18 protein-coding genes and 1 tRNA gene are annotated in these 17,637 nt (G+C 73.6%); 18 read left to right on the top strand and 1 reads right to left on the bottom strand.

The genetic code is table 11. The annotated features are described in order from the left end of the window. Positions 1-29 precede the first annotated feature (29 nt). From ACFV1W_RS20705 to ACFV1W_RS20635, 15 genes are all read left to right on the top strand, one after another. Positions 30-1,817 (top strand): nickel-dependent hydrogenase large subunit, encoded by a 1,788-nt coding sequence (locus tag ACFV1W_RS20705; RefSeq protein ID WP_380418535.1) that lies wholly within the window; start codon positions 30-32, stop codon positions 1,815-1,817. After that, the gene (locus ACFV1W_RS20700; RefSeq protein ID WP_380418533.1) at positions 1,814-2,281 is read left to right on the top strand and encodes a thioredoxin; all 468 of its coding nucleotides are present in this window, start codon (positions 1,814-1,816) and stop codon (positions 2,279-2,281) included. The genes ACFV1W_RS20705 and ACFV1W_RS20700 overlap by 4 nt, the downstream gene beginning before the upstream one ends. Further along, positions 2,278-2,925, top strand: coding sequence for a DUF5947 family protein (locus ACFV1W_RS20695; protein WP_380418531.1), 648 nt, complete (start codon positions 2,278-2,280; stop codon positions 2,923-2,925). The genes ACFV1W_RS20700 and ACFV1W_RS20695 overlap by 4 nt, the downstream gene beginning before the upstream one ends. Continuing rightward, the gene (locus ACFV1W_RS20690; protein WP_380418529.1) at positions 2,922-3,566 is read left to right on the top strand and encodes a DUF6084 family protein; all 645 of its coding nucleotides are present in this window, start codon (positions 2,922-2,924) and stop codon (positions 3,564-3,566) included. The genes ACFV1W_RS20695 and ACFV1W_RS20690 overlap by 4 nt, the downstream gene beginning before the upstream one ends. Positions 3,567-3,639: 73 nt before the next feature. Then, positions 3,640-5,010: a hypothetical protein gene (locus tag ACFV1W_RS20685; protein WP_380418527.1), complete on the top strand. Its 1,371-nt coding sequence runs from the start codon at positions 3,640-3,642 to the stop codon at positions 5,008-5,010. Next, positions 5,007-5,531, top strand: coding sequence for a hydrogenase maturation protease (locus ACFV1W_RS20680; RefSeq protein ID WP_380418525.1), 525 nt, complete (start codon positions 5,007-5,009; stop codon positions 5,529-5,531). The genes ACFV1W_RS20685 and ACFV1W_RS20680 overlap by 4 nt, the downstream gene beginning before the upstream one ends. Further along, complete coding sequence (locus ACFV1W_RS20675) at positions 5,525-5,629, top strand: DUF6893 family small protein (RefSeq protein ID WP_380418523.1); 105 nt, start codon at positions 5,525-5,527, stop codon at positions 5,627-5,629. Before ACFV1W_RS20680 ends, ACFV1W_RS20675 begins: the two co-directional genes overlap by 7 nt. Positions 5,630-5,745: 116 nt before the next feature. Further along, positions 5,746-6,126, top strand: a complete 381-nt coding sequence (locus ACFV1W_RS20670) for a hydrogenase maturation nickel metallochaperone HypA (protein ID WP_380418521.1) — start codon at positions 5,746-5,748, stop codon at positions 6,124-6,126. 5 nt (positions 6,127-6,131) lie between these two features. Beyond that, positions 6,132-6,896: a hydrogenase nickel incorporation protein HypB gene (gene hypB, locus ACFV1W_RS20665; RefSeq protein WP_380418519.1), complete on the top strand. Its 765-nt coding sequence runs from the start codon at positions 6,132-6,134 to the stop codon at positions 6,894-6,896. Then, entirely contained in the window at positions 6,893-9,199 is a 2,307-nt protein-coding gene (gene hypF / locus ACFV1W_RS20660; protein ID WP_380418517.1) for a carbamoyltransferase HypF, read from the top strand. Before hypB ends, hypF begins: the two co-directional genes overlap by 4 nt. A gap of 6 nt (positions 9,200-9,205) precedes the next feature. Beyond that, positions 9,206-9,499, top strand: a complete 294-nt coding sequence (locus ACFV1W_RS20655; protein ID WP_380418515.1) for a HypC/HybG/HupF family hydrogenase formation chaperone — start codon at positions 9,206-9,208, stop codon at positions 9,497-9,499. Beyond that, entirely contained in the window at positions 9,496-10,620 is a 1,125-nt protein-coding gene (hypD, locus tag ACFV1W_RS20650; protein WP_380418513.1) for a hydrogenase formation protein HypD, read from the top strand. Before ACFV1W_RS20655 ends, hypD begins: the two co-directional genes overlap by 4 nt. Then, positions 10,613-11,695: a hydrogenase expression/formation protein HypE gene (hypE, locus tag ACFV1W_RS20645; protein ID WP_380418511.1), complete on the top strand. Its 1,083-nt coding sequence runs from the start codon at positions 10,613-10,615 to the stop codon at positions 11,693-11,695. The genes hypD and hypE overlap by 8 nt, the downstream gene beginning before the upstream one ends. A gap of 147 nt (positions 11,696-11,842) precedes the next feature. Next, positions 11,843-11,919, top strand: a tRNA-Met gene (locus ACFV1W_RS20640). 329 nt (positions 11,920-12,248) lie between these two features. Continuing rightward, positions 12,249-13,925, top strand: a complete 1,677-nt coding sequence (locus tag ACFV1W_RS20635) for a DUF885 domain-containing protein (RefSeq protein WP_380418509.1) — start codon at positions 12,249-12,251, stop codon at positions 13,923-13,925. Between the two features lie 241 nt (positions 13,926-14,166). On the opposite strand, the gene ACFV1W_RS20630 is transcribed toward ACFV1W_RS20635, so the two are convergent. Next, positions 14,167-15,084, bottom strand: coding sequence for a hypothetical protein (locus ACFV1W_RS20630; RefSeq protein ID WP_380418507.1), 918 nt, complete (start codon positions 15,082-15,084; stop codon positions 14,167-14,169). A gap of 190 nt (positions 15,085-15,274) precedes the next feature. Between ACFV1W_RS20630 and ACFV1W_RS20625 the strand changes: the two genes are divergently transcribed. The 3 genes from ACFV1W_RS20625 to ACFV1W_RS20615 all read left to right on the top strand — a co-directional run bounded on the left by ACFV1W_RS20625 (position 15,275) and on the right by ACFV1W_RS20615 (position 17,439). Continuing rightward, positions 15,275-15,979, top strand: coding sequence for a metal-dependent hydrolase (locus tag ACFV1W_RS20625; RefSeq protein ID WP_380418506.1), 705 nt, complete (start codon positions 15,275-15,277; stop codon positions 15,977-15,979). Between the two features lie 116 nt (positions 15,980-16,095). Beyond that, positions 16,096-16,914 (top strand): SDR family NAD(P)-dependent oxidoreductase, encoded by an 819-nt coding sequence (locus ACFV1W_RS20620; protein ID WP_380418504.1) that lies wholly within the window; start codon positions 16,096-16,098, stop codon positions 16,912-16,914. Positions 16,915-16,935: 21 nt separating this feature from the next. Next, positions 16,936-17,439, top strand: a complete 504-nt coding sequence (locus tag ACFV1W_RS20615) for a metallophosphoesterase family protein (RefSeq protein WP_380418502.1) — start codon at positions 16,936-16,938, stop codon at positions 17,437-17,439. Positions 17,440-17,637 lie beyond the last annotated feature (198 nt).

Genomic DNA, 17,637 nt, shown 5'->3' with positions numbered 1-17,637 from the left:
GACCTCGCAGACAAGGACACGCGGACACGATGGCAACACCGACCACCAGGGCGACCGGCGACGGCAGCGGGCTGACCGAGATGTCCTGGGACCCGATCACCCGGATCGTGGGCAGCCTGGGCATCCACACGAAGATCGACTTCAAGCAGAAGAGGGTCGCGGAGTGCTACAGCACCTCCTCGGTCTTCCGCGGCTACAGCGTCTTCATGCGCGGCAAGGACCCGCGCGACGCCCACTTCATCACCAGCCGGATCTGCGGGATCTGCGGCGACAACCACGCCACCTGCTCGGTCTACACCCAGAACATGGCGTACGGCGTGAAGCCCCCGCACCTCGGGGAGTGGATCATCAACCTCGGCGAGGCCGCCGAGTACATGTTCGACCACAACATCTTCCAGGAGAACCTGGTCGGGGTCGACTACTGCGAGAAGATGGTCAAGGAGACCAACCCGGGCGTCCTGGAGCTCGCCGAACGCACCGAGGCCCCGCACGCCGGCGACCACGGGTACAAGACCATCGCCGACATCATGCGCTCGCTCAACCCGATCGAGGGCGAGTTCTACCGCGAGGCGCTCCAGGTCAGCCGGTACACCAGGGAGATGTTCTGCCTGATGGAGGGCCGCCACGTGCACCCCTCCACGCTCTACCCGGGCGGCGTCGGCACCGTCGCGACGGTGCAGCTGTTCACCGACTACCTGACCCGGCTGATGCGCTACGTCGAGTTCATGAAGAAGGTCGTGCCGCTGCACGACGACCTCTTCGACTTCTTCTACCAGGCGCTGCCCGGCTACGAGGAGGTCGGCCGCCGCCGCGTCCTGCTCGGCTGCTGGGGCAGCCTCAACGACCCGGACCACTGCGACTTCACGTACCGCAACATGACGGACTGGGGCCGGCGGATGTTCGTCACCCCGGGCGTGGTGGTCGACGGCAAGCTCGTCACCAACGACCTGACGCAGATCAACCTCGGCATCCGCATCCTGCTCGGCTCCTCCTACTACGAGGACTGGGAGGGCAAGGAGCTCTTCGTCACCCACGACCCGCTGGGCAACCCCGTCGACCCCCGGCACCCGTGGAACCAGCACACCATCCCGCAGCCCCAGAAGCGGAACTTCGACGACAAGTACAGCTGGGTGATGTCCCCGCGCTGGTTCGACGGCAAGGAGCACCTCGCCCTCGACACCGGCGGCGGCCCGATCGCCAGGCTGTGGTCCACCGCGCTGTCCGGGCTGGTCGACATCGGCTACGTCAAGGCCACCGGCCACAGCGTCCAGATCAACCTGCCCCGCTCGATGACCAAGCCCGAGGTCACCTTCGAGTGGAAGATCCCGCAGTGGAGCAACGCGATCGAGCGCAACCGCGCCCGCACCTACTTCCAGGCCTACGCGGCCGCCGCCGCCCTGCACTTCGCCGAGAAGGCGCTCGACGAGGTCCGCGCCGGGCGCAGCCAGACCTGGGAGCGCTTCGAGGTGCCGGACGAGTCGATCGGCTGCGGCTTCACCGAGGCCGTGCGCGGGGTGCTCTCGCACCACATGGTGATCCGCGACGGCAAGATCGCCAACTACCACCCGTACCCGCCCACCCCGTGGAACGCCAGCGTGCGCGACAGCTACGGCACGCCCGGCCCGTACGAGGACGCGGTGCAGAACACGCCGATCTTCGAGGAGAACTCCCCGGAGAACTTCAAGGGCATCGACATCATGCGCGCCGTGCGCAGCTTCGACCCCTGTCTGCCCTGCGGCGTCCACATGTACGTGGGCAACGGGCGCACCCTGAAGACCATGCACGTGCCCACCGGCCTGAGCGGCCTCACCGCATGACGGCCGAACAGACCGGGCTGCGGATCCAGCAGGCCCTGGACGCCCTGGCCGGCAGCGGCGCGGAGCAGACGGGCGAGCAACTCGTCCGCGACCTCATGGACTTCTACGGCGAGGGCCTGGCCAGGATCGTCCCCGCGCTGCCCCCGCCCGCCCTGGAACGGATGCTGGACGACCCGGTGGTGGCCGGACTGCTGCTCCTGCACGACCTGCACCCCGAGGACGTGTCCGCCCGGATCGACCGGGCGCTCGCCGCGCTGCCCGAGCGGGTCGAGATGCTCGGCTTCGCGCCGGAGACCGGCACCCTGCGGCTGCGCCGCACGGCCACCGGCTGCGGCTGCGGGGAGCAGGAGGTGGAGGCCGCCCTCGCCTGCCACGCGCCCGAGGTGACGGCCCTGGAGCTGGAGCGCGCCCCGCAGCTGCTCCAGATCGGCACCCGCCCGCCGCAGCCCGCGGAGGCGCGATGAACACGCGACGGGTCTCCCGGGACGGCACCGCCCTGCTGCGCCGGCTGCGCGAGCCGGCCCCGCCGCGGCCCGAGCAGTGCACCCTGTGCGGCCACGACCTGCCGGCCGGCCACCGCCACCTGGTGGACGTCGAGGAACGCGCCCTGGCCTGCACCTGCACCGCCTGCGGCCTGCTGTTCCGGCAGCCGGGCGCGGCCGGCGGCCGATACCGCGCCGTGCCGGACCGCTATCTGAGCGACCCGGACGGCGAACCGGACGAGCGGGCCTGGTCGGTGCTGGGCGTCCCGGTCGGCACGGTGTTCCTGTTCCGCAACGCCGTGCTGGACCGGCTGCTGGCCTTCTACCCGGGGCCGGCCGGCGCCACCGAGAGTGAACTGGACCAGGAGGCCTGGGAGCGCGCCCTCGGCACCAGCCGGCTGGCAGCCGCCCTGGAGCCCGACGTGGAGGCACTGCTGCTGCGCCGGGCCGAGGGACGGGTCGAGTGCTTCCTGGTGCCGATCGACGTCTGCTACGAGCTGGTGGGCCGGCTGCGGCGGTGCTGGCACGGCTTCGACGGCGGCGCCGAGGCCAGGGCCGAACTCGACGACTTCTTCGCGCAGTTGGCCGGACGGGCCCGCCCGCTGCCCGCGGAGGTGAGAGCGTGACAGCGCTTGCCTTCGCCTGCACCGGAGTGCGCTCCGACCCGTACGCGGCCGTGCCCACCCTGGTCTTCCGGCTGCGGATCACCGCTCCCGCCGACACCCGGGTGCACGCCCTGGCCCTGCAGTGCCAGCTGCGGATCGAACCGGGCCGCCGGTCGTACGGCGACGCCGAGGGCGAGCGGCTCGGTGACCTCTTCGGCGAGCGGGAGCGCTGGGCCGGCACGCTCAACCCGATCCAGTTCGCGACCGTGCCGCTGCTGGTGCCCGGATTCACCGGGGAGACCGAGGCCGACCTCCCGGTGCCGTGCAGCTACGACCTGGAGGTGGCCTGCGCCAGGTACTTCCGGGCGCTGGAGGGCGGCGAGGTGCCACTTCTGCTGCTCTTCTCCGGCACCGCCTTCGCCGGGCCGGGCGGCTTCCAGGTCACCCCGGTGCCGTGGGACAAGGAGGCCAGGGTGCGGATGCCGGTGGCGGTCTGGCGGGAGGCGGTCGACCGGCACTTCCCCGGCTGCGGCTGGCTGCGGCTGCCCGAGGGCCTGATGGACGAGCTGCTGGCCTACCGCTCCCGGCGGGCCCTGCCCTCCTGGGAGGCGACGGTGCGCGAGCTGCTCGCCACGGCGGCGGTCGGAGAGGGGGCCGGGTGAGCGTGCGGAGCGAGTCCGTCACCGGGCGGCGCGTGGTGCGCGAAGCGCCCGCCGGGCGCGGCGGGGTGGGCGCGTGAGCGGCTTTCCGGAAGGGATCGAGCGCGGCTTCGCGGGCGCCCGGCAGATCGCCGACGCGGTGCTGATGGAGGGCTACGTGCTCTACCCGTACCGCGCCTCCGCGGCCAAGAACCGGCTGCGCTGGCAGTTCGGCGTACTGGTGCCGCCCGAGTACACCAGGCAGGGCGGCGAACACTCCCACCAGCGCACCGATTGCCTCATGGAGGCGCGGCACGACGACCGGCTGGCGGTCGAGCTGCGCTTCCTGCGGGTCCAGCGGCGAACCGTCGAACGGGCCGTCGACGGCGGCGGGTTCGAACCGGTGGAGGAGCTGGAGCTCGCCGACCGGGTGCTCGTCGAGTGGGACGAGGCCGTCGAGGAGCGGGTCGAACTTCTTTTGCCCGTCGATGAGTTGACCGGCGAGGGGTTGCAGCACGGGTTCCGGCTGCCGGGCGTCGGCAGCACGGAGCTGCTGCACGAGCACGGCAGCGCGGTCGGCCGGCTGGTGCGCCGGCGCGAACAGCTCGACGGGGTGGTGCGGTTGAGGGTCGAGGAACTGCCCGGCCCGTACCAGGCGCAGCGCCTGACCGTCGAGGTGGAGAACGTCTCCGACTGGACGCCGGGCCGCGGGGCCGGCCGCGACGAGGCGCTGCCGCGCTCCCTGGTCTCCACCCACCTGCTGCTCGGGCTGGAGCACGGCCGGTTCCTGTCGGTCGCCGACCCGCCCGAGTGGGCCCGGGCGGCCGTGAAGCGCTGCCGCAACGAGCGCACCTGGCCCGTGCCGGCCGGGCCGGACGGCGGGTACCAGGTGGTGCTGTCCTCGCCGATCATCCTGGAGGACCACCCGCGGATCGCCCCGGAGAGCCTCGGAGCCCTGTACGACGCCACCGAGATCGACGAGATCCTGGCGCTGCGGACGGCGGCCCTGACCGACCGGGAGAAGCGGGAGGCCCGGGGCACCGACGAGCGGGCCGGCGCCGTGATCGACCTGGCCGAGTCCATGCCACCCGAGGTGCTGGAGCGGCTGCACGGCGCCATCCGCGGCCTGCGCGAGATCAGCGGCTGCGGTCCGGACCCGCAACAGCCCTGGTGGGACCCGGGCAGCGACCCGGAGGTCGACCCCGAGCACGACCGGGTGCTGGTCGACGGCCGGCAGGTCGGCGCGGGCAGCCGGGTGCTGCTGCGGCCCGGGCGGCGGCGCACCGACGCCCAGGACCTCTTCCTGGACGGGCGCACCGCCGTGGTCGAGGCCGTGCTGCACGACCTCGACGGCTCGGTTCACCTGGCCGTCACGGTGGAGGACGACCCCGGCGCGGACCTTTGGCGCGCCCAGGGGCGCTTCCGCTACTTCCAGCCCGACGAGATCACCCCGCTGGAGGAGCCGTGACCCGGCCGACCGTGCTGGTCGCCGGGGTGGGCAACATCTTCCTCGGCGACGACGGGTTCGGGGTGGAGACCGTCCGGCGCCTCGCCGCCCACCGGCTGCCGGAGGGCGTCGAGCTGGTCGACGTCGGCGTGCGCGGCGTCGACCTGGCGTACCGGCTGCTCGACGGCTACCGCACCGCCGTCCTGGTCGACGCGACCTGCCGCGGCGGCGCGCCCGGCACGGTGTACCTCATCGAGGCGGCCGCCGAGCCGCTGGAGGTGCCCGTCCTGGACGGGCACCGGATGGGGCCGGACGCCGTGCTCGGACTGCTCGCCACGCTCGCGGCCGGCACCGGGGGCGAGCCTCCCGGGCGGGTGCTGGTCGTCGGCTGCGAACCGGCGTCGCTGGAGGAGGGCATCGGACTGAGCGAGCCCGTCGCCGCCGCCGTCGAGGAGGCCGTCCAGGTGGTCCTGCGGGCCGTGGCGGGGGCCCTGTCGGTGGAGGAGGCCCGATCACCGGAGAGGAGGACGACACCATGCTGAGGAAGCTCTTCGGCGCGGCCCTGCTGGCGGGGATCGGCGCGCTGGTCTGGCATAGCCTGCCCGACCTCAAGCGGTACATGAAGATCTCGCGGATGTGAGCCGCGGATTGCTGCGAACGGTGCAGCCCCGGAGGCGGTGGCGGCGCGGCTTCGAGCCGTCGCCGCCACCGCGCCCTGTAATGGGGCGCGTTGCCGGCCGCCGTGGAAAGGGACCGATGCACGAGATGTCGATCGCCGCCGCCGTCGTCGAGCAGGTGGACACGGCCGCGCGCGAGCACGGGGCTCCGGGAGCGGCGCGAGTGCGGCTGCGGGTCGGCGAGTTGGCGGGCGTCGTCCCCGACGCCCTCGACTTCTGCTTCGAACTCGCCTGCGCCGGAACGCTGGTGGCGGGCGCGGCGCTGGAGACCGAGTCCGTCGCGGCGCGTGCCCGCTGCGCGCCCTGCGGCGTCGAATGGGCCGTCGGAATGCCGCCGGACCTCGCCTGCCCCGACTGCCGCACCGGCGGGGGAGTCGAGCTGCTGTCCGGGCGCGAGCTCCAGATCCTCGACGTCGAGTGGGCCGAACGCCCCGACGTCCCGGCCGAACAGAAAGGCTGAAACCGATGTGCCAGAACGGACACGCGGGCCGGACGGCCGACCTGCGGCGGGCGGTGCTCGCCCGCAACGACGACGGCGCCCGTGAGCTGCGGGCCGCGCTGACCGCCCGCGGCACGGTCGCGGTCAACCTGCTCTCCAGCCCCGGCAGCGGCAAGACCGCCCTGCTGGAGGCGGAGTTGGGGCTCGCCCGGCGGCGCGGGGTGTCCGTCGCCGCGCTCACCGCCGACCTCGCCACCGAGAACGACGCGCTGCGGCTGGCCCGTTCGGGAGTACCGGTGAAGCAGGTGCTCACCGACGGGCTCTGCCACCTGGAGGCCCGGATGCTCGCCGGCCACCTGGACGGCTGGCTGCCCGGGGACTGCCGGCTGCTGTTCGTGGAGAACGTCGGCAACCTGGTCTGCCCGGCCTCCTACGACCTCGGCGAATCGCTGCGGGTAGTCCTGGCCTCGGTGACCGAGGGCGAGGACAAGCCGCTCAAGTACCCCACCGCGTTCGGGCTGGCCAACCTCGTGCTGGTGACCAAGGCGGACCTCGCCGCGGCGGCCGAGTTCGACGACGCGGCGTTCCTCGCCAACGTGCAGCGGGTCAACCCCGGCGTGGAGGTGGTGCCCACCTCGGCCCGCACCGGCGACGGCGTCGGCGCGTTGCTGGAGCGGGCGCTCGCCGTGCTGGACGGCGTCGCGCCGCACCGGCCGGTGATGGCCGTGCACGGGGCTCCCGGGGGACACGCGCACGAGGGCCCCCACCGCCCCGTGCCGGAGCCGTCGTGACGGCGCTCGGCGTCGAGCGGCGCCGGGTCGCCGTCCGCGGCCTGGTGCAGGGAGTCGGCTTCCGGCCGTTCGTCTACGCGCTGGCCGGGGAACTCGGACTGGCCGGAAGCGTCACCAACACCGGCGAGGGCGTGCTCGCCGAGGTCGAGGGCAGCCCGGAGGCCCTGGACGCCTTCTGCCGACGGGTGGCCGGCGACGCGCCGCCGCTCGCCCGGGTCGCCTCCGTCGAGCACCAGCCGCTCGCCGCCACCGGCGCCACCGGGTTCACCATCACGGCCTCCCGCACCGACGGCCCGCGCGCCACCCTGATCCCGCCCGACGTCGCCGTCTGCGCCGACTGCCTGGCCGAACTCACCGACCCCGCCGACCGGCGCCACCGGCACCCCTTCATCAGCTGCACCAACTGCGGCCCCCGGCACACCATCGTCACCGGCCTGCCCTACGACCGGGCCAACACCACGATGGCCGGCTTCCCGATGTGCGCGGACTGCGCCCGGGAGTACACCGATCCCGCCGACCGCCGCTTCCACGCCCAGCCCGTCGCCTGCCACGGCTGCGGACCACGGCTCATCCTGACCGTCCCCGGGCACGCCGCCCGCCGCGACGAGGACGCCCTCGACGGGGCCCGGCGGCTGCTCGCCGACGGGGCGGTCCTCGCCGTCAAGGGCATCGGCGGCTACCACCTCGCCTGCGACGCCCGCGACCGCGCGGCCGTCGCCCTGCTGCGCCGGCGCAAGCGGCGCGGCGACAAGCCCTTCGCACTGATGGCCCGTGACCTCGCCACCGTCGAGGCACTGATGCCGCTCGGGCCCGTCGAGCGGGAACTGCTCACCGGACCGGTGCGGCCGATCGTCCTGCTGCGCCGCCCCGGCGGGTTCGCCGCGGAACTCCCGGCCGTCGCGCCGGGCAGCCCCGACCTCGGGGTGATGCTCCCGTACACCCCGCTGCACCACCTGCTGCTCGCCGCCCCCGGGCCGGACCTGCTAGTGATGACCAGCGCCAACCTGTCCGGCGAGCCGATCGTCACCGACGACCGGGAGGCGCTGGATGCGCTCGCCCCGCTGGTCGACGGCTGGCTCGGCCACGACCGGCCGATCCGGGTGCCCTGCGAGGACTCCGTGGTGCGGGTGGTCGACGGCGAACAGCTGCCGCTGCGCCGCTCGCGCGGGTACGCCCCGCTGCCGCTCCCGCTGCCGGTGCCCGTCCGGCCGGTGCTGGCCGTCGGCGGGGATCTGAAGAACACCTTCGCGCTGGCCGGGGACGGCTACGCATGGCTGTCCGGCCACATCGGCGACATGGACGACCTGGCCACGCTGCGCGCCTTCGACCGGGCGGTGGACCAGCTCGGCACGGTCAGCGGGGTGCGGCCCGAACTGCTCGTCGCCGACCGGCACCCCGGCTACCGCTCGCTCCACCACGCCGAGCGCACCGCCGCCGGCCGACCGGTGCGCCGGGTGCAGCACCACCACGCCCACGTAGCCGCGGTGATGGCCGAACACGGCCTGGACGGCAGCCGGCCCGTCCTCGGAGTGGCCTTCGACGGCACCGGCTACGGCGAGGACGGCGCGATCTGGGGCGGCGAGGTGCTGCTCGCCGACTACGACGGTTTCCGCCGCCTCGCCCACCTCGGGTACGTGCCGCTGCCGGGCGGGGACGCGGCCGTCGAGCGCCCGTACCGTACGGCGCTGGCGCACCTGTGGGCGGCCGGGCTGCCCTGGACCGCCGGGCTGCCACCGGTCGAGGCCTGTTCCCTTGAGGAACTGCGGTTGCTGGAGCGGCAGTTGGAGCGCGGACTGAACTGCGTGCCGACCTCCAGCATGGGCCGGCTGTTCGACGCGGTCTCCTCGCTCGCCGGGATCTGTCACCGGGCCGGGTACGAGGCGCAGGCGGCGATCGAACTGGAGGCCGCCGCAGCGGAGTTCGGCCCGGCGGCGGGCTACTGCTTCGGGCTCGCGGAGCGGGAGGGCGGCTGGGTCGTCGATCCCGGGCCGGTGCTCGCCGGGGTGGTGGCGGACCTGGCCGCGGGCGCCCCGGCCGGGCGGGTCGCGGCGCGCTTCCACGCCGCGGTTGCCGAGGCCGTGCGGCGGGTCTGCGCGGCCGTCCGGGACCGGTACGGCGCCACGGCGGTGGCGCTCAGCGGCGGGGTCTTCGCCAACGCGCTGCTCTCCTCGGCCTGCGCGAGCGGCCTCGGGGAGGACGGCTTCACCGTGCTGCGGCACCGCCGGGTGCCGCCCAACGACGGAGGACTGGCGCTCGGCCAGCTGATGGTGGCCGGCCGCTCGGCGGCCGGCCGGGAGGAGTGAGAGCGGATGTGCCTGGCGGTGCCCGGCAGGGTGACGGAGATCGGGGAGCGCGACGGGACCAGGATGGCGGTGATGGACTTCGGCGGGGTGGTCAAGGACGTCTGCCTGGAGTACCTGCCGGACCTGGCGGTGGGGGAGTACGCGATCGTCCACGTGGGGTTCGCGCTGCAGCGCCTGGACGAGGAGTCGGCCCGGCGGACCCTGCGGCTGTTCGAGGAACTCGGACTGCTGCAGGAGGAGTTCGGCGACCCGTGGGAGGCGGCTGAGGCGGCAGGAGCGGCTGAGGAGGTCGAGCGGTGAAGTACCTGGAGGAGTTCCGCAACCCCGAGCTGGCCGAGGGCCTGCTCGCCGACATCAGGGCGACGGTCACCCGCCCGTGGGCGCTGATGGAGGTGTGCGGCGGTCAGACGCACAGCATCATCCGGCACGCCATCGACCAACTCCTGCCGGACGAGGTCGAGTTGATCCACGGGCCGGGCTGCCCGGTGTGCGTCACCCCGCTGGAGGTGATCGACCGGGCGCTCGCCATCGCCGCCCGGCCGGAGGTGATCTTCTGTTCCTTCGGGGACATGCTGCGGGTGCCCGGCACCGACCGCGACCTGTTCGGGGTGCGGGGCGAGGGCGGCGACGTCCGGGTGGTGTACTCGCCGCTGGACGCGCTGAAGATCGCCCGGGAGAACCCGGGCCGGGAGGTGGTCTTCTTCGGCATCGGCTTCGAGACCACCGCCCCGCCGAACGCCATGGCCGTCCATCTGGCCCGGAAGCAGGGCGTGCGCAACTTCAGCATGCTGGTCTCGCACGTCCGGGTGCCCCCGGCCATCGAGGCGATCATGGCCTCGCCGGACTGCCGGGTCCAGGGCTTCCTGGCCGCCGGGCACGTGTGCAGCGTGATGGGCACCGCCGAGTACCCGGCGCTCGCGGAGCGCCACCGGGTGCCGATCGTGGTCACCGGCTTCGAACCGCTGGACATCCTTGAGGGCATCCGGCGGACCGTACGGCAGCTGGAGCGCGGCGAGCACACCGTCGACAACGCCTACGCCCGAGCCGTCCGGCCCGAGGGCAACCCGGCGGCCCGCGCCATGCTGGAGGACGTCTTCGAGGTGACCGACAGCTCCTGGCGGGGCATCGGCGTGATCCCGCAGAGCGGCTGGAGGCTCTCGCCGCGCTACCGGGAGCACGACGCCGAGCACCGCTTCGACGTCGCGGGCATCCGCACCCGCGAACCCGACCAGTGCCGGGCCGGCGAGGTGCTGCAAGGGCTGCTGAAGCCCCACCAGTGCGAGGCCTTCGGCACGGTCTGCACCCCGCGGACCCCGCTCGGCGCCACCATGGTCTCCAGCGAGGGAGCCTGCGCCGCGTACTACCTCTACCGGCGGCTGAGCACGCCGGGCCCGGCCCAGGAGGCGAGCCCCGTTGGCTGACACCGAACTGCTCGCCGACCCGGCCGCGCCGGACTTCTCCGGCTGGAGCTGCCCGCTGCCGCTGCGCGACCACCCCCGGGTGGTGATGGGCCACGGCGGCGGCGGGGCGCTCTCCGCCGAACTGGTGCAGAACCTCTTCGCGCCCGCGTTCGGCGGCCCGGTGCTGGCCGGACTCGGCGACTCCGCCGTGCTCGAACTCGGCGGCGCGCGGCTGGCGTTCTCGACCGACTCCTACGTGGTGCGGCCGCTGTTCTTCCCCGGCGGCTGCATCGGGGACCTCGCCGTCAACGGCACGGTCAACGACCTGGCCATGAGCGGGGCCCGGGCGGCCTACCTGTCCTGCGGCTTCATCCTGGAGGAGGGGGTGGAGCTGGCCGTCGTCGACCGGATCGCCCGGTCGCTCGGCGAGGCCGCCCGCACAGCCGGGGTGGAGGTGGCCACCGGCGACACCAAGGTGGTCGAGGCCGGGCACGGGGACGGCGTCTACCTGAACACGGCCGGCATCGGGCTCGTCCCGGCCGGGGTCGACATCCGGCCGCAGCGGGCCCGGCCCGGCGACGTGGTGATCGTCAGCGGGCCGATCGGGCTGCACGGGGTGGCGATCCTGAGCGTGCGCGAGGGCCTGGAGTTCGGGGTCGAGGTGCGCAGCGACTGCGCGGCCCTCGGCGGACTGGTCGAGGCGATGCTCGGCGCCACCCGCGACCTGCACGTGCTGCGCGACCCCACCCGGGGCGGGCTGGCGGCGGCGCTCAACGAGATCGCGTCGGCGGCCGGGGTGGGCGTGGTGCTGAGCGAACGCGCCGTCCCCGTCCCGGAGCCGGTGGCCAACGCGTGCGCCGTCCTGGGCCTGGACCCGATGTACATCGCCAACGAGGGCAAGCTGGTCGCCTTCGTCCCCCGTGCCGGGGCCGACGCCGTGCTCGCCGCGATGCGCGCCCACCCGCTCGGTGCGGAGGCGGCGGTGATCGGTGAGTGCGTCGAGGACCACCCGGGCATGGTCGTCGCCCGCACCGGCTTCGGCGGCACCCGCGTGGTCGACCTGCCGATGGGCGAACAACTGCCCCGGATCTGCTGACCCGGGCCGTGGCGGTGAAGTACCGCCCGACCGTGAACCTCATCGCCGAGGCCCTCGCCGCCAGGACTCCGTGGACCGGTGCGCGGGGGCGAGCGGGGAAACCGATTTCCGTTTCGGTGGGGTCATCGCCTATGGTGGTCCTACCGACGCGGGGTGGAGCAGCTCGGTAGCTCGCTGGGCTCATAACCCAGAGGTCGCAGGTTCAAATCCTGTCCCCGCTACCACCAGGAGCCGGGGTCGACACGATGATCGTGTCGGCCCCGGCTCCTTCGCGTTCCCGTGCATCGTCGACCGCCGCACCGGTCGGACCCGTCGGCGGCAGCGGTGAGTGGTGGCCCGTCAGTTCCCCGGAGGGCGTGTCTCCCGGCAGGACGTGACCGGCACCTGCCCGCCGATGCCCCGCTACGACGGGCGGCTCTTCGACCTGCTCGCGGGCAAGCTGTATCCGTAGGCCGCCGCAGCAGCCGCTGACCCGCCGTCCGGGACCGGGGCACGGACGGCGGGGCCCGGGCGCCCTGGACGGCGGGTCAGCGGCTGCGCCAGCATGGGGCACATGCCCGAGACGCCGAAGTCGCCCCGCAGGATCGCCGACGACCACGTCGCCAGGGTCGCGGCACTCGACCCGGCGACCTCGACCAGACTCGGCCTCCACCCCGAGGACGACCGGCAGCCGGACCTCTCACCGGAGGGCTTCGAGGCACTCGCCGAACTCGCCCGGCAGACCCTGACCGCCCTCGACACCGCGGCGCCCGCCGACGACCCCGCCGACCTGGACTGCGCCCGCCTGCTGCGCGAGCGGCTCACCGCCGAACTCGCCGTCCACGAGGCCGGGGACCACTACCGCCAGCTGCGCAACGTCAACTCGCCCCTGCACAAGGTCCGCGGCGTCTTCACCATGATGCCCACCGACACCCCCGAGCAGTGGGCGGCCGTCGCGGGACGGCTGCGCGGCGTCTCCGGCGCCCTGGACGGCTACCGGGCGACCCTGGCCGAGGGCATCGGCCGCGGACTGCTCAGCGCACCCCGGCAGGCCCGCGCCGCCATCGCCCAACTCGACGCCTGGACGGGGCGATCGAGCGGCGGAACGAGCTGGTTCACCGGCTTCGTCGCGGACGGCCCGGCCGCGCTGCACCCCGAACTGGACGCCGCCGCCGAACGGGCGACCGCCGCCGCTGCCGCCTTCCGCGACTGGCTGGCCGACACCTACCTGCCCGCCGCCGAGGGCACCCCGGACGCCGTCGGCCGCGAGCACTACCTGCGCTCCGCCCGCTGGGCCAACGGCGCCGAGATCGACCCGGCCGAGGCCTACGCCTGGGCCTGGGAGGAGTTCCACCGGACGGTCGCCGAGATGCGGGCCGAGGCCGGGCGCATCCTTCCCGGCGCCGGCGTCCGGGCCACCATGGACCACCTCAACGCCCACGGCCACGCCGTCGAGGGCGAGGAGAACGTCCGAGCCTGGCTGCAGCAGATCACGGACGAGGCGATCGACGCCCTCGACGGCACCCACTTCGACATCGCCGGACCGATGCGCCGGGTCGAGACCGTGATCGCGCCGCCGGGAAGCTCGGGCGCGCCCTACTACAACGGCCCCAGCCTCGACTTCAGCCGCCCGGGCCGCGCCTACCTGCCCGCCCTCGGCCGACGCACCTTCCCCACCTGGCAGCTCGTCAGCACCTGGTACCACGAGGGCGTTCCCGGCCACCACCTGCAGACCGCCCGCTGGACGGCCTGCGCCGACCGGCTCAGCACCTACCAGGTCACCCTCGGCGCGGTCAGCGCCAACAAGGAGGGCTGGGCGCTGTACGCCGAACGCCTGATGGACGAACTGGGCTTCCTCACCGACCCCGCCCGGCGCCTCGGCTACCTGGACAAGCAGATGCTGCGGATCATCCGGGTGATCGTCGACATCGGCATGCACCTGGAGCTGGCCATCCCCGCCGATGCCGGCTTCCACCCGGGCGAACGCTGGAGCCCGGCCCTCGCCCTCGACTTCATGGCGGCCCACCACGGCAGCGAACTCCCGCGCCGCACCAGTGAGATCGACCGCTACCTCGGCTGGCCGGCCCAGGCCATCGGCTACAAGCTGGGCGAACGGGCCTGGCTCCGGGGCCGGGAGGCCGCCCGTCGCCGCCAGGGCGCCGCCTTCGACCTCCGGACCTGGCACACCGCCGTCCTCGCCCAGGGCTCCCTCGGCCTCGACGACCTGGCCACCCGCCTCGCCGAGGCGTAGCCGCGCCTTCCGGCGGCGGTGACACCCCACCGGCGCCGGGACTATCGGGAAGGGAGAAGCCGAAGACGAACGGAAGTGCACCTCGGGACGGGCCGTAGCCCTTCCCAGGAGGCTCATGGACGACGTGACAGGACCGGGCGGGAGCCCCGCGTAGCCCGGTCGGCCGGCAGTGGACGAGGTCGAGCGGACGGCCGCTGTTCCGTCCTGGCCCGGGCCGTGTGACGGGGTGGGGAGGGGAGGGTCAGAAGCTGTAGTCGATCCTCTTCTCCTGCATCAGCTTGTCCAACTCCGCGTCCGACAAGGGGTGCAAGGTGTTCAGGAGGTCGCGCAGCCCGGCTTCGCCGATGGTCTGGCTGATGACCGAGACCTCCGCGTCGCGGTAGCGCCGGGTGAGGGTGACCTCCTGGGTGGAGGCGTGGACCGTGACCATCCCGCCGTGCGCGTCCACCGTGCAGGTCGTGCCCTGGTCCGGGGGCTCGGGGCAGCGGAGAGCCGGTGTGTGGGACGGGCGCACCACGAGACCCGCGTACCCGGACTCGTACCCCTCGCGGACGGGCCGGTAGTCCACGGTGAAGGAGGCCGGGCCGACCCGGACGCGGGACGCCTGCATGCCCGCCGGCGCGGTGCCGAGGTACAGCAGCTCCGGGTGTTCCCGGTACCGCGCGACGGCCGCCTCGTCCCGGCGGTGCTCCGCCCGGGACGGGCCGATGAAGCCCCCGTAGGCCACCGCGGCCGCCAGCACGGCCAGCGAGCCCAGCCGCACCCACCTGCTGGACACGAAGAACGCCGCGGCCACGGCGTACGGCGCTCCCGTCAGCGCGATCCGGGTACCGGCGTTCCCCAGGTCGACGCCCGCGTCGTAGGCGGCGAGACCCGCCAGGAGGCCGAGCGTGCCGAGGACGAGGACGAGTACCGCCCAGAGCAGGCGTTTCGGGACGGAACCGCACAGCGGCACCACCGTCCGCGCCGGGAGACCCGCCACGGTCAGCAGCCCCACCATGAGCAACCCGCCCAGCGCCAGGACCGGCACGGTCGCACCCACCCCACGGGCCCAGGCGGTCAGCACCAGGTTGAAGCCGAGCGCCGGTACGACGGCGACCGTCGTCGCCCAGACCAGGAAGAGATGAAGGGCTGTCAGCGCCCCCCGGCGATTGATCATGTCCGGGAGCCTCTCAGGCAACGCCCGGGCGCACATGAGTATCCGTACTCAGAACGGGAGCCCGCCCCTGCCCGCGGGGGCCGGGAGTAGCAAGGGGCGACGCGGGTAGCAGAGGGATCTCCGCGGGTCCCGGACGGCGGTCCGGGCAGGTGGTGCGGGAGGGAGCGCAACGGGAGGGGGACGGGTCGTCGTGCTGGGTCAGTCACATGCGGTCAGCGGGGCACTGCTCTACGCGGCGACCGCGCCGTTCCTGCCGGAGGCCCTGTTCGGTGTGCAGCCGCGGCCGAGCGAGGTACTGGTCGGCACGCTGCTCTGCGCCGGGGCCGCACTGCTGCCGGACCTCGACCACCACGACGCGACGCCCGCACACCTGCTGGGCCCGCTGTCGAAGGGGTTGTGCCGTCTGGTGGGCAGGCTGTGCGGGGGACACCGCCATGCGACGCACTCCCTGCTGTTCGTGGCGCTCACCGGCTGGGGCACCTGGATGGGCGTCACCCGCCTCGGCGGTGGCTTCACCCTGGGTCTCACCTTCGTCCTCTTCGGTCTCGCGGCGCGGGCCCTGCACCTGCACCCGCCGGGACACGGGCTGACGGCATGGGTGACCTCCGTCGGTCTGGCCGGTGTCGGAACGGCGACGGTGGCCGCCTGGTTCACCGGCATCGCCGTCTGGCTGCCCTACACGGTCTGCCTGGGGACCGTGTCCCACCTGCTCGGCGACTGCCTGACCCGCCGGGGCGCGCCCCTCCTGTGGCCCTACCCCAAGCGCTTCGAACTCGTGCTGATCCGGCGCACCGGCGGAAAGCTGGAGACCCGGCTCCTCGTGCCCGCGATGACCGTCGCCACGTTCGCGGCCCTGTGGTTCTCGGTCTTCGCCCCAGGCCTGGCCGCGAACTGAGCACCACGACGATGCCGCCGGGCCGGACCGGCGGGCCCGTGGCCTGCCCGAGGCGGCGCCGCCTGGCGGCACGCCCGGCGTGATTCGCATGCGATCGGCTTGGGTAGTCGTGCGGCATGACGACTCCCACCCGACCCCTCGCCGTGGTGACCGGCGCCTCCAGCGGCATCGGCTACGAACTGGCCCGCCAGTTCGCGGACCACGGCTTCGACCTCCTGATCAACGCCGAGGACGGCCGCCTCGCCGCGGCCGCCGAGAGCCTGCGCGCCGACGGTGCCGTCGTGACCGACGTCCACGCGGACCTGCGCACCCGCCACGGAGTGGAGACCCTGTGGTCGGCGATCACCGCCACCGGCAGACCCGTCGCGGCGGTCGCCCTCAACGCCGGCGTCGGCCGGGGCGGCGCCTTCGTCGACACCGACCTCGTCGACGAACTGGAGATCATCGACCTCAACATCACCTCGACCGTCCGCCTGGCCAAGCACGTCCTGCGCGACATGACCGCCCGCAACGAGGGCCGCGTACTCATCACCTCCTCCGTCGCCGCGACCATGCCCGGCCCGTTCCAGGCCGTCTACAACGCCTCGAAGTCCTTCCTCCAGTCCTTCGCCCAGGCCCTGCAGAACGAGCTGAAGGACACCGGCGTCACCGTGACCGCGCTGATGCCCGGCCCCACCGACACGGACTTCTTCCGCCGCGCCGACATGACCGGCACCAAGCTCGGCCAACAGGACAAGGACGATCCGGCCCAGGTCGCCCGGCAGGGTTTCGAGGCCCTCATGGCAGGCAAGGACAAGGTGACCGCCGGTTCCCTCAAAACCCGCGCCCAGGCCGCGACCAACAAGGTGCTGCCCGACAGCGCCAAGGCGCAGGTGCACCGCACCGCGGCCGAACCCGGCTCGGGCGACGACCGACACCCGTCCGCGAGGCCCTGACCCGAACCGGAGTCCTCCAGCGTGAGACTGCTCCTCACCTCCGACACCCACGTCCCCACCCGGGCGCGCTCCCTGCCCGCCCCGCTGCTGCACGCCCTCGACGAGGCCGACGCGGTGTTCCACGCCGGGGACTGGGTCGACACCGCCACGCTCGACCTGTTCGAGGCCCGGGCCCGGCAACTGGTCGCCGTCCACGGCAACAACGACGGGCAGGAGCTGCGCGAACGGCTGCCCGAAGTGGCCCGGGTCGAACTGGCGGGCCTGCGGTTCGCGGTCGTCCACGAGACCGGCCCCGCCCGGGGGCGCGAACAGCGGTGCCGGTCGCGCTTCCCCGACACGGACGTCCTGGTCTTCGGACACAGCCACATCCCGTGGGACAGCCACGCCCCCGGCGGCCCGCGGCTGCTCAATCCCGGCTCCCCGACCGACCGGCGCCGCCAGCCCTTCGCCACCTACCTGACCGCCCGCGCGGACGACGGACACCTCACCGAGGTGCGGCTCCACCGGCTGCCGCCGCGCTCCTGACCCCTGCCCGGGTGGGGCCCGGGTGGGGTCAGCCGCTGGAGTCGGTCCGTAGGCGGACCTGCTCCTCCAGCCGGGCCAGGCTGTCCTCCAGTGACCGTTCGACTGGGCTTGATTCGCTTTGACGGACACCCCTGATCAGGGGCTTCGGCCCCGGTAAGGATGATGTCCATCATGGAGAGCATGGGGAAGAAGAAGCCA

This window comes from Kitasatospora sp. NPDC059648 (genome assembly GCF_042734825.1).
Taxonomy (GTDB): domain Bacteria; phylum Actinomycetota; class Actinomycetes; order Streptomycetales; family Streptomycetaceae; genus Kitasatospora.
This window is presented reverse-complemented; position numbering and strand designations above follow the sequence as displayed.